Below are 16,270 nucleotides of genomic sequence, written 5' to 3' on the forward strand. Positions count from 1 at the left end.
CCGTCAGAGGGCGTCGAGCCCGCGCTCGCCGGTGCGTACCCGGACGACCTCCTCGACGCCGGTCACCCAGACCTTGCCGTCGCCGATCTTGCCGGTCCGGGCGGCGCCGACGATCGCGTCCACGATCTTGTCGACGTCGATCTCGTCGGTGAGCACCTCGACCCGGATCTTGGGCAGGAACTCGACCGTGTACTCGGCACCCCGGTAGACCTCGGTGTGCCCCTTCTGCCGGCCGTAGCCCTGGACCTCGCTGACCGTCAGCCCGGCCACGCCGAGCGCGTGCAGGGCCTCCTTCACCGCGTCCAGCTGGTACGGCTTGATGACCGCGGTCACCAGCTTCATGTCCAACCCCTCCATCCCAGGAACGTTAACCGGCGACCTTCTCGCTTACCGGCGCGGACTCGTCGGCCTCGACGGCGGGCTCCGAAGCCGGCTTGCCGGCGCCGATCCCGGCCATCGCGAACGCGCCACCGCTGCTGCCCGTGGTGGGCGACAGGTCGTAGCCGCTCTCGGCGTGCTCGGCGATGTCGATGCCGTCGACCTCGGCCTCGGCGGAGACCCGGAAGCCGATCGTCTTGTCGATCACGAAGCCCAGGACGAAGGCGACCACGAAGGAGTAGACGGTCACGATCAGCGCGCTGATCGCCTGCTTGCCGAGCAGCGTGGCGTCGCCGCCGACGAACAGGCCGTCGGTCTCCACCAGCGAGCTGACCGACGCGGTGCCGAACAGGCCGATCCAGAGGCAGCCGATCCAGCCGCCGACGAAGTGCACGCCGACCACGTCGAGCGAGTCGTCGTAGCCGAGGCGGTACTTCAGGCCGACCGCGAGGGCGCAGACCGCGCCGGCCACCACACCCAGCAGCACCGCTGCGGCCGGGGTGATGAACGCACAGGCCGGGGTGATGGCGACCAGACCGGCGATGGCGCCGGAGGAGGCACCGACCAGGGTCGGCCTGCCGTCGCGCACCCACTCCACCACGATCCAGCCGAGCAGCGCCGCGGCGGTGGCGACCTGGGTGTTGATGAACGCCAGCGCGGTGACCCCGTCGGCGGTCAGCTCGGAGCCGGCGTTGAAGCCGAACCAGCCGAACCACAGCAGCGCGGCGCCGAGGGCGACCATCGGGACGTTGTGCGGCTTCATGCTCTCGCGCGGCCAGCCGACCCGCTTGCCGAGCACCAGCACCAGCGCGAGGGCCGCGGCACCGGCGTTGATGTGCACGGCGGTACCACCGGCGAAGTCGAGCGCGCCGATGTCGCCGCCGATCAGCCCGCCGCCCCAGACCATGTGGGCGACCGGGAAGTAGACCAGGGTGGCCCAGCCGAACGCGAACAGCAGCCAGCCGGCGAACTTCGCCCGGTCGGACAGCGCGCCGCTGATCAGCGCCACGGTGATGATCGCGAACATCATCTGGAAGGCGATGAAGACGTAGATCGGGATGCCCGTCTCGCCCCACAGGTCGTTCTCGCCGACGAAGGTCTTGGTGCCCAGGTACTGACCCAGGTCACCCCAGAACTTGCCGCCCTCGCCGAAGGCGACGGTGAAGCCGTAGAAAAGCCACAGGATGCTGACGAGCCCGATGGACGAGAAGCTCATCATCATCATGTTCAGAACGCCCTTGGACCGGTTCAGGCCGCCGTAGAACAGCGCGAGACCGGGGGTCATGAGCAGCACGAGGGCAGTCGAGACAAGCAACCAGGCAGTGTTCCCGGTGTCGATCTCCACGCTGCCTCCTCTCGTTGTCGTATTCCTCCCTCCGACTGAAGACCTGGCAGCATCGCCCGTCAGCCGGTTGCGCGGAAGCTTTGTCGCCGGCTGTTTCCTTCAGCGACACCGCGCGATTTCCGACGCGTGACGGGTTGTTTCCGGCGTGTGAAGAACGCCGATCTTGCTCAGCGGAGCGCGGCCTCCAGCTGGTGCCGCTCGTAGTCGAGCAGCCGCAGGTCGCGCATGGGACGACGCAGGTGACCCTTGTGGACGATCCGGACGAACGCCGGCTCACCGGCCGCGGCCATCCGCCGGATGCCCTCGACGTGGTCGACGATGCGCTTGCGGATGGTCCGGATGAGGCGGTGCCGGTCGCGCGGGATCAGCCCGTACGCGTCGGCGAACAGCCGCAGCCGGCGCGCCCGGTCCGGGTGCTTCCAGCCGAGCGTTATCGAGTCGCGGTCGGAGAAGATCGGCACCCAGGTCCAGGCCGCGTACGCCACGTCGTAGATGCGGGCACCCGGCGAGGCGAGGTCGAAGTCGATCAGACCCAGCGTGCCGTCCGGCCGCCAGATCACGTTGTGCGGCGCGGCGTCGTGATGGCAGATGACCTCGGTGTCCGGCGGGGGCGGCCCGAACGAGCGCCAGACCGCGCCGGGCGGCGGAGTGAAGCCGTACTGCGCGTCGTGGAACATCCGCAGCATGGTGGCCACCGTGACCAGGGCCTCGTCGGTCACCCAGTGCGGGGCCAGCGGGTACTCCCCGCACTCCCCCTCCAGGTACGACAGGACCTCCCGGTTGCGCTCGTCCATGCCGAGCGCCCGGGGAGCGCCGGTGAAGCCGACGTACTCCAGGTGGCGCAGCAGCGCGTGCACGGAGGGCGTCCACGGGCCGGCGTTGCGCCGGACCGTGTCTCCCACACGGACCACGGTGCTCACGTTCCCGCCGTGCAGCGGGATCTCCTGCGAAGTCACGTACGGTCTCCCGAGGCGTGGCGACGGGTGGCTGGGGTCGCGCCACCCCGCGTAGGCGCGATCGTCAGTCGTCACGGGAGAGGCTACGCGTCCCGGGCGAGCGGCTCGGTGCCGAGCAGCGCGTCGACGAACTGTGCCGGGTCGAACGGGGCGAGGTCGTCCTTGCCCTCGCCGAGGCCGACGAGCTTGACCGGGATGCCGAGCTTGCGCTGCACGGCGATCACGATGCCGCCCTTCGCCGTGCCGTCGAGCTTGGTCAGCACCACGCCGGTGACGTTCACCGCCTCGGTGAAGACCCGCGCCTGCTCCAGCCCGTTCTGGCCGGTGGTGGCGTCGAGGATCAGCAGTGTCTCGTCGATCGGGCCGTGCTTCTCCACCACCCGCTTGACCTTGCCCAGCTCGTCCATCAGGCCGACCTTGTTCTGCAGCCGGCCGGCGGTGTCGATGAGCACCGTGTCCACGCCGGTGTCGATGCCGCGCTTGACCGCGTCGAACGCGACGCTCGCCGGGTCGGCGGCCTCGGGCCCGCGGACCGTCTCGGCGCCCACCCGGCCGCCCCAGGTCTCCAGCTGGTCGGCGGCGGCGGCCCGGAACGTGTCGGCCGCGCCGAGCAGCACGCTGCGGCCGTCCGCGACGAGCACCCGCGCGATCTTGCCGCAGGTGGTGGTCTTGCCGGCGCCGTTGACGCCGACCACGAGCACCACCGCCGGGACGCCCTCCTTCGGCGCGGTGCGCAGCGAGCGGTCCAGCGTCGGGTCGAGCGCGTTCACCAGCTCGGCGGCGAGCAGCGCCCGCAGTTCGTCACCGGTACGGGTGCCGAGCACCCGGGTCCGCTCGCGCAGCCGGTCGACGATCTCCCGGGTGGCGTCGATGCCGACGTCGGCGGTGATCAGGCTGTCCTCGATCTCCTCCCAGGTGTCCTCGTCCAGCCGGTCGCGGCTGAGCAGGCCGAGCAGGCCCTTGCCGAAGACGTTCTGCGAGCGGGACAGCCGCGACCGCAGCCGGACCAGCCGGCCGGCGGTCGGCTCCGGCACCTCGACCGGGGGCGCCTCGACCGGAGGGGCGGGCGGCGCCTCGACCACCACGCCGGTGGTGAGTTCCGCCTCCGGGGCCTCGACCGGCGGGCCGGCCAGGTCCTCCTCCGTCCGGGTGTCGACCTCCGTGCGCGGCAGCGGCGGCTGCGGGCGCCGGCGCAGCCGGGGCACCACGAGGCTCAGGCCGCCGATGATCAGCACGCCGAGCAGGGCGAGAGCGACGAGGAGGTATTCCGTCATGCCCGAAATCCTGTCAGATGGCGGCGACGGCGTCCCACTCACCGCCTCGGCACGCGAACAACCTGCGGGTACGCTCGCACCGGAAGGCGTACCGCAACCGCCGGCCGGGTAGGGAACAGCCGAAACGATCTTGTCGGAGGTGGATGTCGTGCCCGGTTCCCGCCTGCTCATCGGCCCGTTGCTGCGCCGGGTCGTCGACACGCGGGCGACCGTCTGGGTGGAGACCAGCTCGCCCGCCGTGGTCACCGTCCGCACGGCCGACGGCGCCACCGGCAGCGCGCCCACCTTCTCCGCGTACGACCACCACTACGCGATCGTCGTGGTGACCGGGCTCACCCCGGACAGCGCCACGACGTACGAGGTGCTGATCGACGACGAGGTGGCGTGGCCGCTGCCGGACTCGTCGTTCCCGCCCAGCGTGATCCGGACCCGCGCGCTCGACGACGCCGACCAGCCGGTGCGCCTGCTGTTCGGCTCCTGCCGGGAGACCACCCAGCACTCCACCGCGCGCAAGCTGCCGCCGGACGCGCTGGACGCGTACGCCCGGCGGGTGATGGCCGCGCCCGAGCAGGCCGTGCTGCCCGACCTGCTGGTGCTGCTCGGCGACCAGGTGTACGCGGACGAGACCTCGCCCACCGTGCGGCGGCTGCTCAAGCGGCGCCGGAAGCGGCCGAAGGACGCCCCGGCGACGCAGGTGGTCAGCTTCGACGAGTACACGAAGCTCTATCTGGAGTCGTGGCGCGACCCGGAGATCCGCTGGCTGCTCTCCACCGTGCCGAGCGTGATGATCTTCGATGACCACGAGGTGATCGACGACTGGAACACCTCGCAGTCGTGGCGCGCGGACATGCGCGAGCAGCCGTGGTGGGCCGAGCGGATCCGCAGCGGCCTCGCCTCCTACTGGGTCTACCAGCACCTGGGCAACCTGAGCCCGGACGAGATCGCCGCCGACCCGGTGTACGCGAAGGTGATCGCCGCCGAGGACGCCACCGGTGTGCTGCACGAGTTCGGCGAGCGGGTCGACAAGGAGGCCGACCTGGCGCACGACACCGAGCGCTGGCGGGCCGTGCAGTACCAGTGGAGCTACGCGCTGGACCTGGGCCGCACCCGCCTGGTCATGCTGGACAACCGGTCCAGCCGGGTGCTGCTGCCCGGCAGCCGGGCGATGCTGCCGCCGGGCGAGTGGTCGTGGTTCCTCGACCAGGCGCACGGCGAGTACGACCACCTGGTGGTGGGCAGCTCGCTGCCGTGGCTGCTGCCGCCGGGTATCCACCACGTCGAGGCGTGGAACGAGCGCCTGGCCGACTCCAGCCGTCAGTGGGTGGCCCGGCTCTCCGAGCAGATCCGCCGGGCCCTGGACCTGGAGCACTGGGCGGCGTTCCGGCGCTCGTTCGAGGCGCTGGGCGAGCTGTTCGCGCGGCTGGGCAGCGGCACCGCGCCGCGCACCGGGGCGCGGGTGGGCGCCGGGCCGGCGTACGCGCGACCGGCGTCGATCAGCGTGCTCTCCGGCGACGTGCACCACTCGTACGTGGCGCGGGCCCGCTTCGCCGACCGCGACGTCCGCACGCCCGTGCACCAGCTCACCTGTTCGCCGATCCACAACCAGGTGCCCGCCGGCATGCGACCGCTGATGACGCTGGGCTGGAATCCGGGGCCGGCCGGGGCAACCCGGGCGCTGGCGCGTTCGGCCGGGGTACGCCGCCCGCCGGTGCGCTGGCGGAAGCTGGCCGGGCCCTATTTCGGCAACGCGGTGGCCACGCTGACCCACCAGGGGCGCAAGGCGGCCGTGGTGATCGAGGGCACGACCAGCGACGGCGAGCTGCGGCCGGTGGCGCACCAGCAACTCAGCGACGGGGACTGAGTACCCTCTGAGCGTGGACGAGACGCTGCGCGCCGTGGAGCACGAGTTGACCGCGTTGCTGCGCAGGGGCCGGGCGTTGTCCTGGGAGATCGCCCGCGAGGTCCACCCGAATCTGGAGCCCAACGCGTACGGCCTGCTGCTCTGGCTGCGCCGCTCCGGCTCGATCCGGCTCACCGACCTGGCCGCGAAGCTGGGCATCGGCAAGGGCACGCTCAGCCGCCAGATCGGCGGTCTGGAGGCGCTGGGCCTGGTCCGCCGCGACCCGGACCCGACCGACCGGCGGGCGGCCCAGCTCAGCCTGACCGACGAGGGCACCCGGCGGTTCGACGCGGCCCGGGCGGCCCGACTCGGACAGATACGACGTTCGCTGGAAAGCTGGCCGCAAGAGGACGTGGCGGCCTTCGCCCGGCTGATGCACCGCTTCAACGAGTCGTTCTAGCCCTCGGCGGGAGGGAACAATCCCGGCCCGGCCCTGGTTGTTGCTCAAGGCAACGACTTCGGTTGCCCGAGGCAACCTTCTCCCCACACGGAGGCAACCCACGATGACCCAGGCGACCGCGCCCGTGCGGGCGACCGCCGTCGACATGTCCCACCGGCAGATCCTGGAGGCACTCTCCGGCCTGCTGCTGGGCATGTTCGTCGCGATCCTCTCCTCCACCGTCGTCTCCAACGCGCTGCCACGGATCATCACCGACCTGCGCGGCGGCCAGTCCGCGTACACCTGGGTGGTCACCTCGACGCTGCTCGCGACCACCGCGACCACGCCCATCTGGGGCAAGCTGTCCGACCTGTTCAGCAAGAAGCTGCTGGTCCAGATCTCCCTGGTGGTGTTCGTGCTGGGCTCGGTGCTCGCCGGGCAGGCACAGACCACAGGCGAGCTGATCGCCTGCCGGGTGGTGCAGGGCGTCGGCGCGGGCGGCCTCACCGCCCTCGCCCAGGTGATCATGGCGACGATGATCGCCCCGCGCGAGCGCGGCCGGTACAGCGGCTACCTCGGCGCGGTGATGGCAGTCGGCACCATCGGCGGCCCGCTGATCGGCGGCGTGATCGTGGACACCTCCTGGCTCGGCTGGCGCTGGTGCTTCTACGTCGGCGTGCCGTTCGCCGTGCTCGCACTGATCGTGCTCCAGCGGACGCTGCGCCTGCCGGTGGTCAAGCGCGAGGTGAAGATCGACTGGTGGGGCGCCACGCTCATCACCGCAGCCGTCTCGCTGCTGCTGGTCTGGATCACCCTGGCCGGTGACCGGTACGACTGGATCTCCTGGACCAGCGGCGCGATGGTGGCCGGTGCGGCGGTGCTCGGCGTGCTCGCCGCCCGGGTCGAGACGCGTGCCGCGGAGCCGATGATCCCGCCGCACCTGTTCCGCAACCGCACCATCACGCTCGCCGTGATCGCCAGCATCGCGGTCGGCGTCGGCATGTTCGGCGCCTCGGTGTTCCTCGGGCAGTACTTCCAGATCAGCCGCGGCGCCAGCCCGACCATGTCCGGCCTGATGACGCTGCCCATGATCGGCGGCCTGCTGGTCTCCTCGACGGTGGTCGGCCGGATCATCACCAGCACCGGCCGCTGGAAGAGCTGGCTGGTCATCGGCTCGGTGCTGCTCACCGCCGGCTTCGCGCTGATGGGCACCATGCGCGCGGACACCCCGTACTGGCGTCTCGCCGTGTTCATGGCGCTGATCGGCCTCGGCGTCGGCATGAGCATGCAGAACCTGGTGCTCGCCGTGCAGAACACGGTCCGCCCGGACGAGCTGGGCGCCGCCAGCTCGGTGGTGGCGTTCTTCCGCAGCCTCGGCGGCGCGATCGGCGTGAGCGCGCTCGGCGCGGTGCTCGGACACCGGGTCACCGGCTACCTGGCCGACGGCCTGAGCCGCCTCGGCGTCCCGGCCTCCGGGTCCGGTGGCGGCGGGCTGCCGGACGTGCACACGCTCCCCGGCCCGGTCCGCACTGTGGTCGAGGCCGCGTACGGGCACGCCGCCGGTGACATCTTCCTGGCCGCCGCCCCGTTCGGGCTGCTCGCCCTGATCGCCGTGGTCCTCATCCGGGAGGTGCCGCTGCGCCGCAGCAACGCCGAGCCGGTCCCCGCCGTGCGGGAGACGGCCGAGGCCGTCCCGGCCGGAACGAAGGACTGACGATGGACGCCGCGGAACGCGAACGGTACGGCCCGCGGACCCGTCCGCTGCCCTACGAACGGGGTACGGACGGGCCACGGGTGGTGCTCGTCGGCGTGGACGGCAGCCGCACCTCGATGCGTGCCGCCGCGTACGCCGCCGGACTGGCCCGGCGGCAGGGCGCCACGCTCGTGGCGGTGTTCGTCAGCTCGCCGGCCACCTACAGCGCGATGCTCTCCGGCGTGGTGGCCGGGGCGGTCCAGCAGACCCACGACGAGCTGGCCGACGAGCTGCGCGCCGAGTGCCGGCGCGGGGCCGAGGAACTGGACCTGCCGGTGACGTTCCTGTGCCGGCGCGGCGACGCCTACACCGAGCTGTGCCGGGCCGCCGACGAGCACCGGGCCGACATGGTGGTGGTCGGCTCGTCCGAGCAGGCCGGGCACAAGCTGGTCGGCTCGGTCGCCACCCGGCTGGTGCGTACCGGCCGCTGGCCCGTCATCGTGGTGCCCTGAGGGTGTAAGGAAGGGCCCCCCGTTAACGCCTCGCGTTGTACAGGGGGCCCCTCTTAACATCTGCGCCCATGACCTGGACCGTTCCTGAGATCGACCGCCGCCACGAGCCCTACGTCGCCGACGAGCGCACCATGCTCGAAGGCTGGCTCGACCACCATCGCGACACCCTGGTGCACAAATGTGCCGGGCTGACCGCCGAGCAACTGCGTACCCGAAGCGTGGAGCCCTCCGGGCTGACGCTGCTCGGCCTCGTCCGGCACATGGCCGACGTGGAGCGCTGGTGGTTCCGCGTCCGCGCCACCGGCCAGGAGCTGCCCGACCTCTACGACTACGACGCCGACCCGGACGCGGACCTCAACCATGTCGCCGACGCCGACCCGGCCGAGGCGTTCGCCACGCTGCGCGCCGAGATCGAGGCGGCCCGGGCGGCAGTGGCCGGCCTGCCGCTGGAGCACACCTTCCACCACCGCCGGGGCGACGCCACGCACGAGATCAGCCTCCGCTGGGTGTACGTCCACATGATCGAGGAGTACGCCCGGCACAACGGCCACGCCGACCTGATCCGGGAACGCATCGACGGCGTCACCGGCGCCTGACCCGGCTCAGTACGCCAGGGCCGCCCGCAGGTAGCGCAGGTCGGCCGGGCCGCTCCACCGGTGCGCGGACAGGCCGGCCACCCGGGCGCCCGCCACCGCGCGGTCCTCGTCGTCGACGAACAGCACCCGCCCCGGCGGCGTCCCCAGCGCCTCGCAGGCGGCCTGGAAGTACTCCTTGGCCGGCTTGTGCACCCCGACGACCGAGGAGTTCACGATCACGTCCAGCTCGCCGGTCAGGTCCAGCGCGGCCAGGTCGGCGTCGAGCAGGTCGGTGGCGTTCGTGCCCAGCCCGACCCGGATGCCGCCCGCCCGCACCTCGCGGATGAACGCCAGCACGTCCGGGTCGACCTCGCCGCGGTAGCTCTGCCACTCCTGGACCGCGGCGCGGGCCCGGTCCGCGCCGACCACGGGGGTCAGCGCGTCGGCCACGCTCACCATCCACTGGGCGTGGCTGACCTGGCCGGTCAGCACCGGCTGGAGCAGCCCCCAGGACATCGCGATCTCACCGAGGACCCCCTCGGTCAGCCCGTACTCCCGCTCGACGCCGGCGGCCACCGCCGGATCCCAGCGGCGCAGCACGCCGTCGAAGTCCACCAGGAGCGCCGTGGCGCGTTCCCGACTCACTCGCTCGTCACCTGTTCCTCGTCGTCGGCCCGGTTGAGCCGCTGGCTGATCACCTGGGTCACGCCGGCGCGCATGGTCACCCCGTAGAGCGCGTCGGCGATCTCCATGGTCCGCTTCTGGTGCGTGATCACGATCAGCTGGCTCTTCTCCCGCAACTGTGCCAGCAGCGTGATCAGGCGGCCCAGGTTCACGTCGTCGAGCGCCGCCTCCACCTCGTCCATGATGTAGAACGGGCTGGGCCGAGCGCGGAAGATCGCCACGAGCATCGCCACCGCGGTGAGCGACCGCTCCCCGCCGGAGAGCAGCGAGAGCCGCTTGATCTTCTTGCCCGGCGGACGGGCCTCGACCTCGACACCGGTGGTGAGCAGGTCCTCCGGGTCGGTGAGCACCAGCCGGCCCTCGCCGCCGGGGAACAGCACCGTGAAGACCTGCTCGAACTCCCGGGCCGTGTCCTCGAACGCGCTGGCGAAGACCTCGAGGATCCGGTCGTCCACGTCCTTGACCACGGTGAGCAGGTCGCGCCGGGTCGCCTTGAGATCCTCCAGCTGCTCGGAGAGGAACTTGAAGCGCTCCTCCAGCGCGGCGAACTCCTCCAGCGCCAGCGGGTTCACCTTGCCCAGCAGGGCGAGTTCCCGCTCCGCCTTCGCGGCCCGCTTCTCCTGCACCGGGCGCTCGTAGCGCACCGGGTCCGGCACCGGACGGCCGTCTTTCTCGGCCAGCGCCACGTCCGCGTCGGTGGGCGGGACCGGCCGGTCCGGGCCGTACTCGGCGACGAGCGTGGCCACGTCGAGGCCGAAGTCCTCGGCGGCCTTCGCCTCCAACTGCTCGATGCGCATCCGCTGCTCGGCGCGGGCCACCTCGTCACGGTGCACCTGGCTGGTGAGCCGTTCCAGCTCGGCGGCGAGGCGCTTGGCCGCGCCGCGTACCTCGGACAGCTCGGCCTCGCGGGCGGCGCGTTCGCGGGCGACGGCGTCGCGGTGCTCCTCGGCCCGGGCGATCGAGACGGTGAGCCGGCTCAGCGCCTCCCGGGCGCCGCCGACCACGGCCCGGGCGATCTGGGCCCCGCGGGTGCGGGCCGCGCGGCGGGCGGCGGCGCGCTCCCGCGCCGCCCGCTCGGCGGTGGCCTGCCGGGCCAGCGAGTCGGCCCGCCCGGCGATCGAGGCCACCCGCTCCTCGGCGGTACGCACGGCGAGCCGGACCTCCATCTCGTTCTGCCGCGCCTGCGGCACCATGGCGGCGAGCTGGTCGCGTTCCTCGGTGGACGGTTCGGCGTCGATCGGGGTCGCCTCGGCCAGCCGCAGCCGTTCCTCCAGCTCGGCGAGCGCGGCGAGATCCCGTTCCCGGGCCGCCTCGGCGCGGGAACGGGACTCGCCCAGCCGGTCGGTCTCCGCCTTGGCCGAGCGGGCGGCGGCGCCCAGTTCGGCGAGGCGGCGCGCGGCGGCGTTGCGGTGGCTCTCCGCCTCCCGCTTGGCGGCGGCGGCGTGCTGCACGGCCTCCTTGGCGGTGGCCACCTCGGCGCGCGCCTCGGCCAGTTGCTCCCGCAGCTCGGCGGCGGTGCGTTCGGCGGTGGCCCGGTTGGCCCGCGCCTCCTCGACGGCGGCCTGCACCTCGATGAAGCTGGGCGCCTTGGCCGACCCGCCCGCAGCCGCGTACGCGCCGACCACGTCGCCGTCCGGGGTGACCGCGCGCAGCTCCGGGTTCGCCGCGACGAGCGCGGACGCGGCGGCCAGGTCGTCGACGAGCGCCACGTCGCGCAGCGCCCGGTGCACGGCGGGGCGGATCGCGGCCGAGCACTCCACCAGGTCGGGGGCCCAGCGGGTGCCCTCGGGCAGCTTCGGGCGCAGCGCGTCGGCGGAGCCGTCCATGCCCGGTCCGGCGGGGCTGCCGACGAGCAGCCCGGCCCGCCCGGCGTCGGAGATCTTGAGCAGCCGCATCGCCTCGACCGCCTCGTCCACGCCGCTGACCGCCACCGCGTCGGCCAGGCCGCCCAGCGCGGCGGCGAGCGCCGCCTCGTCGCCGGGGGCGACGGTGAGCAGCCCGGCGAGGCTGCCGAGCAGGCCGGGCACCTGGTCGGCGCGGGCCAGCAGCTCACCGGCACCGTCCTTGCGGCGCAGGCCCATGGCGAGCGCCTCCTCGCGGGCCTTCCAGGTGGCGGCGTCCTTCTCGGCGGCGCGCTCCCCGTCGGTCAGGCTGCGCACCGCCGCCTGGGCCCGCTCGTGCACGGCCACCGCCTCGTCGTGCCGGGCGTCCAGGTCGGCGTTGTCCCGGTCGGCCTCTGTGGACTGCTCGGCGACCGCGTCCAGGTCGGCCTGCGCCTTCTCGGCGCGGCCCAGCGCGTCGGTGTGCGCGGCGGCGAGCCGTTCGATCTCCTCACCGGCGCTCGTGGTCCGCGCGCGGGCGGAGTTGACCTGGCCGGTGAGGCGGGCCAGCCCTTCGCGCCGGTCGGCGATCGCCTTCGCGGCGGCGACCAGCTCCCGCTCTGCGGCGGCGAGCTGGCGTTCCAGCTCCTGTCGGTGCTCGACCGCCTCGGCCAGGCGGATCTGGTCCTCGGTGAGCGCGGCGCGCAGTTCCTCCTCCTGCTCGCGGATCCGCCGCGACTCCGCCTCCAGCTGCTCCGGGTCGCGCCCGGGGCGCTCGTCGTCGCCGGCGGCGCTGAGATGACGCAGCCGCTCCCGGGCCAACTGCTCGATCGAGCGGAACCGCTCCTGGAGCGCGGAGAGGCGGTACCAGGTGTCCTGCGCCGCCGCGAGCAGCGGGGCGTCCTCGGCCAGCGCCGCCTCCAGCTCGCCGAGGCGGCCCTGCACCTCGCCGTGCTCGGCCTCGATCAGCTCGCGCCGCTCGCGCAGCGCGGTCTCGTCGGCGATCTCCTTGTCCAGCGTGGTCCGCAGCGTGTGCAGGTCGTCGGCGAGCAGCCGCAGCCGGGCGTCGCGCAGGTTGGCCTGGATCGCGGCGGCGCGGCGGGCCACCTCGGCCTGCCGGCCCAGCGGCTTGAGCTGGCGGCGCAGCTCGGCGGTGAGGTCGGTCAGGCGGTTGAGATTCACTTGCATCGCGTCGAGCTTCCGCAGCGCCTTCTCCTTGCGCTTGCGGTGCTTGAGGACGCCCGCCGCCTCCTCGATGAACGCCCGCCGGTCCTCCGGCTTGGCGTGCAGCATGCCGTCGAGCCGGCCCTGCCCGACGATGATGTGCATCTCGCGGCCGATGCCGGAGTCGGACAGCAACTCCTGGATGTCCAGCAGGCGGCAGGAGTCGCCGTTGATCTCGTACTCGCTCTCGCCGGACCGGAACATCCGGCGGGTGATGGAGACCTCGGTGTACTCGATCGGCAGCGCGCCGTCGGTGTTGTCGATGGTGAGGGTGACCTCGGCCCGGCCCAGCGGCGCCCGCCCGGCGGTGCCGGCGAAGATGACGTCCTCCATCTTGCCGCCACGCAGCGCCTTCGCGCCCTGCTCGCCGAGCACCCAGGCGATGGCGTCGACGACGTTGGACTTGCCGGAGCCGTTCGGGCCCACCACGCAGGTGATCCCGGGCTCCAGCTTCAACGTCGTGGCAGAGGCGAAGGACTTGAAGCCCTTCACCGTCAGGCTCTTGAGATGCACCTTCTCGATCCTCGTCCGGTGGCCGCCGTACCGTCGCCGGCTGCGCGGACCTGGTGAACCCGCAGACTAACCCGGGACCGCGACGTCGCCGCGACGCGACCCACCCGACGCCCGCGGTGTCCGTTTTCCGCCCGGCCGTCGCGGAGGGAACGGAAATGCATGATCACAATTACCGGGCGCAATTCCGGGCGGTTTCGCAAGATCGAGAATTACGGCGGGAACCACGAAAAGGGGTACGCACATGGCTGCGCGCCGGCACTTGAGTGTCGGCGCGCTTTTCGGTGTGGTGCGATTCAGTTTTCCGGCGACTGGAGATCAGGTCAGCGCGGGCTCGGCAAGACGGAGGAGGTCGTCGGCCTCCGCCGCTGCCGCCGCGAGCCGATCGTTGTCGGCACGCAGACGCGTGATCTCGAACTCCAGTGCCTGAACCCTGGCACGCAGACGGGTGACCTCGTCGAGCAGACGCCGGTCGGGCGCTGCACTTACGTGGCCGTAGAGGGCCTTCGCCATGCTGAACTCCTTGATGTGCGCTGCCGGAAAGGCCGGCCAACGCGCGCCCATGATGTTCGCGGCTGCCATTCCCGTTGCATCGGGGCATGACTGGGCGCGACTGGCGACACCTACATATTGAGCCGAAAACCCCTCCGGCGTCAAGTTGACCAAGGCCGTAGATCATCTCCACGTCGGCCGGTCCACTCGTCAGGGGGCTGCCAGAAGGCGCGGACACGCTCTGTCCGGACGCCTTTACTGTACGCCCGGAACGCGCGAACGCCGCACCCTCCGAGCCCGCTTCGCCTTAACTCTTTCTTAGCCACGTTGCCGCAGCTCCGGACGCGCCCGTAGCGTCACCCCGGCCCGCAACCGACCCGTGGAGGGGACAGGCGTGTACCGCTGGAACGACCCGATCGACCCGGAGGGCACCGCCCGACGCCCCGAGCAGCCGACCGACGAGGGTCCGGCGTGGCTCAGCGACCGGCCCGAGCCGCGGTCGTCGTACCTGTTCGGCGACGGTGCACAGCAGCCGCCCCGCGACCGCTGGAACGGCGAGGAGCAGCCCACCGCCGCGTGGCAGGGCGAGCAGCCCGCGTGGCAGGGCCGGCAACAGCCGGCGGTGTGGCAGGGCCAGGAACAGCCCACCGCCTGGCACGGTCACGAGCAGCCGGCCGGCGGCTGGGAGCAGCCCACCGCGACCTGGCAGCCGGCCACCGACACCCCGGCCGACGAGCGGCGGCGCCCGAAGCGGCGCCTGTCCCGGCCGCTCGTGATCGGCGGGGCCGCCGCCGCGGCGACGCTCGTGGTGAGCCTCGGCGTGGGCGCCGTCCTGCTGCCCGGCGGCGACCAGGGCACGAAGCGCACCTCCGCCGACGCGCCGGTGGCCGCCGCGCCGCAGGGGCCCGAGGGCACCGAGGAGGCGCCCGCCGACGTGCTCGCCCCGGAGCCGGCCAGCCCGTCCGCCGTACCGACCACCGCCGCGCCGAGCCCGACGAAGAAGGCCACGCCGAAGCCGAGCCGCAGCACCGCGCCGTCACGGCAGCAGGAGCGCAGCAGCGCCCCGGGCGGCGGCTCGTCGAGCGGCGGCACCGGGGGCACCGGCACCAAGGCCGCCGCCACGACCGGGCTCAGCGCCGAACTCCAGCAGGTCGTCACGATCGTGAACCAGGAGCGGGCCAAGGCCGGCTGCAAGGCACTGACCGTGAACGCCAAGCTGAACCTGGCCGCCCAGCGGCACAGCCAGGACCAGGCCGACCACAAGAAGATGGACCACACGGGCAGCGACGGCAGTCAGCCCTGGGACCGGGTCAAGGCCGCCGGTTACTCGTACAGCATGGTGGGCGAGAACGTGGCCTGGAACTACCAGACCCCGGCCGCGGTCATGGAGGGCTGGATGAACTCCGAGGGCCACCGGAAGAACATCCTCAACTGCTCGTACACCCAGATCGGGGTGGGCGTGGCGCGCAGCAACGGGCCGTACTGGACGCAGGTCTTCGCCACCCCGCGCTGACCGCGCGTCGTGACCGGCCCGACGCTCGTTGACCCATCGGGGGCGGCGCCGGGCCGCCCGCGTCCGGGGAGCTGTCGATGCGGATCCGGCCGGTGTGGGCCGTGCCGCGCCCCCGGCCGGCCCGCGTCCGCCGACGTGGTCCGCGCCGGGGCGTGGCGCTCGCGCTGACCGCCCTGCTGCTGGTCCCGGTGCCGGCCTGCCGCCGGCCGATCACCCCGCCCGGCGCACCGACGCCCTGGCCGGCCGCGCAGGCCGACAGCTGGCGGTGGCAGTGGCAGCTCACCACGCCGGTGGAGGTCGCTGTCGACGCCGACGTCTTCCTCCTCGACCCGGTGGCGGCCACCTCGGCCGAGACCGCCGCGCTGCGCGGGCGGGGCCGCCGGCTGGTCTGCCACGTCCGGGTCGGCACGTACGCCGCCGATGACCCGGACGCCACCCGCTTCCCCGCCGCCGTGCGCGGCGCCGCGGTGCCGGGGCGGCCGGGGAGCCGGTTCCTGGACGTACGGCGCTGGGACGCGCTCGCGCCGGTGCTGGCCGACCGGTTCCGGCTGTGCCGCGGCAAGGGCTTCGGCGCGGTGGCCCTGGCCGACGCGGACGGCTACCGGCACCGCACCGGCTTCCCGCTGGACTTCGACGACCAGCTGCTGTTCAACCGCCGGCTGGCCGGGCTGGCCCGCGAGCTGAGCCTCTCCCCCGGCCTGGTCGACGACGTGACACAGGTGGCCGCGCTGGCCCCCGACTTCGACTTCGCGGTCAACCAGGAGTGCGTACGCCGCCGCCAGTGCGCGAAGCTGCTGCCGTTCGTCGACGCCGGCAAGCCCGTCTTCCACGTCGAGTACACCGGCGAGCCGGCGGACTTCTGCGTCACCTCGGTCGGCTACGGCTTCGCCTCGATCCGCAAGGATCGGACACTGGACGCCTGGCGGGAGCCGTGCGCGCTGCCGTGACGCCTCGGCGTGTTCCGCGCTCAGCGGGTGGCCAGGTCCTCCGGCGGCCTGCCCTCGGCCTCGACGCA

Annotated in this window: 14 protein-coding genes; 7 read left to right on the forward strand and 7 right to left on the reverse strand. The window is 72.9% G+C overall.

Annotated features, from left to right (window positions below; translation table 11 throughout):
* Window positions 1–3: 3 nt before the first annotated feature.
* The 4 genes from AB0C17_RS01650 to ftsY all read right to left on the reverse strand — a co-directional run bounded on the left by AB0C17_RS01650 (window position 4) and on the right by ftsY (window position 3,953).
* Window positions 4–342: a P-II family nitrogen regulator gene (locus AB0C17_RS01650; protein WP_174537509.1), complete on the reverse strand. Its 339-nt coding sequence runs from the start codon at window positions 340–342 to the stop codon at window positions 4–6.
* Window positions 343–367: 25 nt separating this feature from the next.
* Window positions 368–1,723 (reverse strand): ammonium transporter, encoded by a 1,356-nt coding sequence (locus AB0C17_RS01655; protein WP_357390540.1) that lies wholly within the window; start codon window positions 1,721–1,723, stop codon window positions 368–370.
* A 167-nt stretch (window positions 1,724–1,890) separates the two neighbouring features.
* Window positions 1,891–2,754 carry an aminoglycoside phosphotransferase family protein gene (locus AB0C17_RS01660; RefSeq protein ID WP_355015018.1) on the reverse strand — a complete coding sequence of 288 codons (864 nt, stop codon included), beginning with the start codon at window positions 2,752–2,754 and terminating at the stop codon, window positions 1,891–1,893.
* An 8-nt stretch (window positions 2,755–2,762) separates the two neighbouring features.
* Window positions 2,763–3,953 (reverse strand): signal recognition particle-docking protein FtsY, encoded by a 1,191-nt coding sequence (gene ftsY / locus AB0C17_RS01665; protein WP_357390537.1) that lies wholly within the window; start codon window positions 3,951–3,953, stop codon window positions 2,763–2,765.
* Between the two features lie 148 nt (window positions 3,954–4,101).
* Between ftsY and AB0C17_RS01670 the strand changes: the two genes are divergently transcribed.
* From AB0C17_RS01670 to AB0C17_RS01690, 5 genes are all read left to right on the forward strand, one after another.
* Window positions 4,102–5,814: an alkaline phosphatase D family protein gene (locus AB0C17_RS01670; RefSeq protein WP_357390535.1), complete on the forward strand. Its 1,713-nt coding sequence runs from the start codon at window positions 4,102–4,104 to the stop codon at window positions 5,812–5,814.
* Between the two features lie 13 nt (window positions 5,815–5,827).
* Window positions 5,828–6,253 carry a MarR family transcriptional regulator gene (locus AB0C17_RS01675; RefSeq protein WP_357390533.1) on the forward strand — a complete coding sequence of 142 codons (426 nt, stop codon included), beginning with the start codon at window positions 5,828–5,830 and terminating at the stop codon, window positions 6,251–6,253.
* Between the two features lie 103 nt (window positions 6,254–6,356).
* On the forward strand, window positions 6,357–7,946 hold the full coding sequence (locus tag AB0C17_RS01680; RefSeq protein WP_357390531.1) for an MDR family MFS transporter: 1,590 nt from the start codon (window positions 6,357–6,359) through the stop codon (window positions 7,944–7,946).
* 2 nt (window positions 7,947–7,948) lie between these two features.
* On the forward strand, window positions 7,949–8,437 hold the full coding sequence (locus tag AB0C17_RS01685; RefSeq protein WP_357390529.1) for a universal stress protein: 489 nt from the start codon (window positions 7,949–7,951) through the stop codon (window positions 8,435–8,437).
* Between the two features lie 68 nt (window positions 8,438–8,505).
* Window positions 8,506–9,033: a DinB family protein gene (locus tag AB0C17_RS01690; protein ID WP_357390527.1), complete on the forward strand. Its 528-nt coding sequence runs from the start codon at window positions 8,506–8,508 to the stop codon at window positions 9,031–9,033.
* A gap of 6 nt (window positions 9,034–9,039) precedes the next feature.
* Here the strand turns inward: AB0C17_RS01690 and AB0C17_RS01695 are convergent, their stop codons facing one another.
* The 3 genes from AB0C17_RS01695 to AB0C17_RS01705 all read right to left on the reverse strand — a co-directional run bounded on the left by AB0C17_RS01695 (window position 9,040) and on the right by AB0C17_RS01705 (window position 13,763).
* Complete coding sequence (locus tag AB0C17_RS01695) at window positions 9,040–9,657, reverse strand: HAD-IA family hydrolase (protein WP_357390525.1); 618 nt, start codon at window positions 9,655–9,657, stop codon at window positions 9,040–9,042.
* On the reverse strand, window positions 9,654–13,253 hold the full coding sequence (gene smc, locus AB0C17_RS01700) for a chromosome segregation protein SMC (protein WP_357467258.1): 3,600 nt from the start codon (window positions 13,251–13,253) through the stop codon (window positions 9,654–9,656). The genes AB0C17_RS01695 and smc overlap by 4 nt, the downstream gene beginning before the upstream one ends.
* A gap of 315 nt (window positions 13,254–13,568) precedes the next feature.
* On the reverse strand, window positions 13,569–13,763 hold the full coding sequence (locus tag AB0C17_RS01705; RefSeq protein WP_013284566.1) for a hypothetical protein: 195 nt from the start codon (window positions 13,761–13,763) through the stop codon (window positions 13,569–13,571).
* Window positions 13,764–14,136: 373 nt separating this feature from the next.
* Between AB0C17_RS01705 and AB0C17_RS01710 the strand changes: the two genes are divergently transcribed.
* Complete coding sequence (locus AB0C17_RS01710; RefSeq protein WP_357476251.1) at window positions 14,137–15,255, forward strand: CAP domain-containing protein; 1,119 nt, start codon at window positions 14,137–14,139, stop codon at window positions 15,253–15,255.
* A 77-nt stretch (window positions 15,256–15,332) separates the two neighbouring features.
* Window positions 15,333–16,202, forward strand: a complete 870-nt coding sequence (locus AB0C17_RS01715) for an endo alpha-1,4 polygalactosaminidase (protein ID WP_357390109.1) — start codon at window positions 15,333–15,335, stop codon at window positions 16,200–16,202.
* Window positions 16,203–16,270 lie beyond the last annotated feature (68 nt).

Origin of the sequence: Micromonospora sp. NPDC048887 (assembly GCF_040649715.1) — a bacterium.
Classification (GTDB): Bacteria; Actinomycetota; Actinomycetes; order Mycobacteriales; family Micromonosporaceae; genus Micromonospora.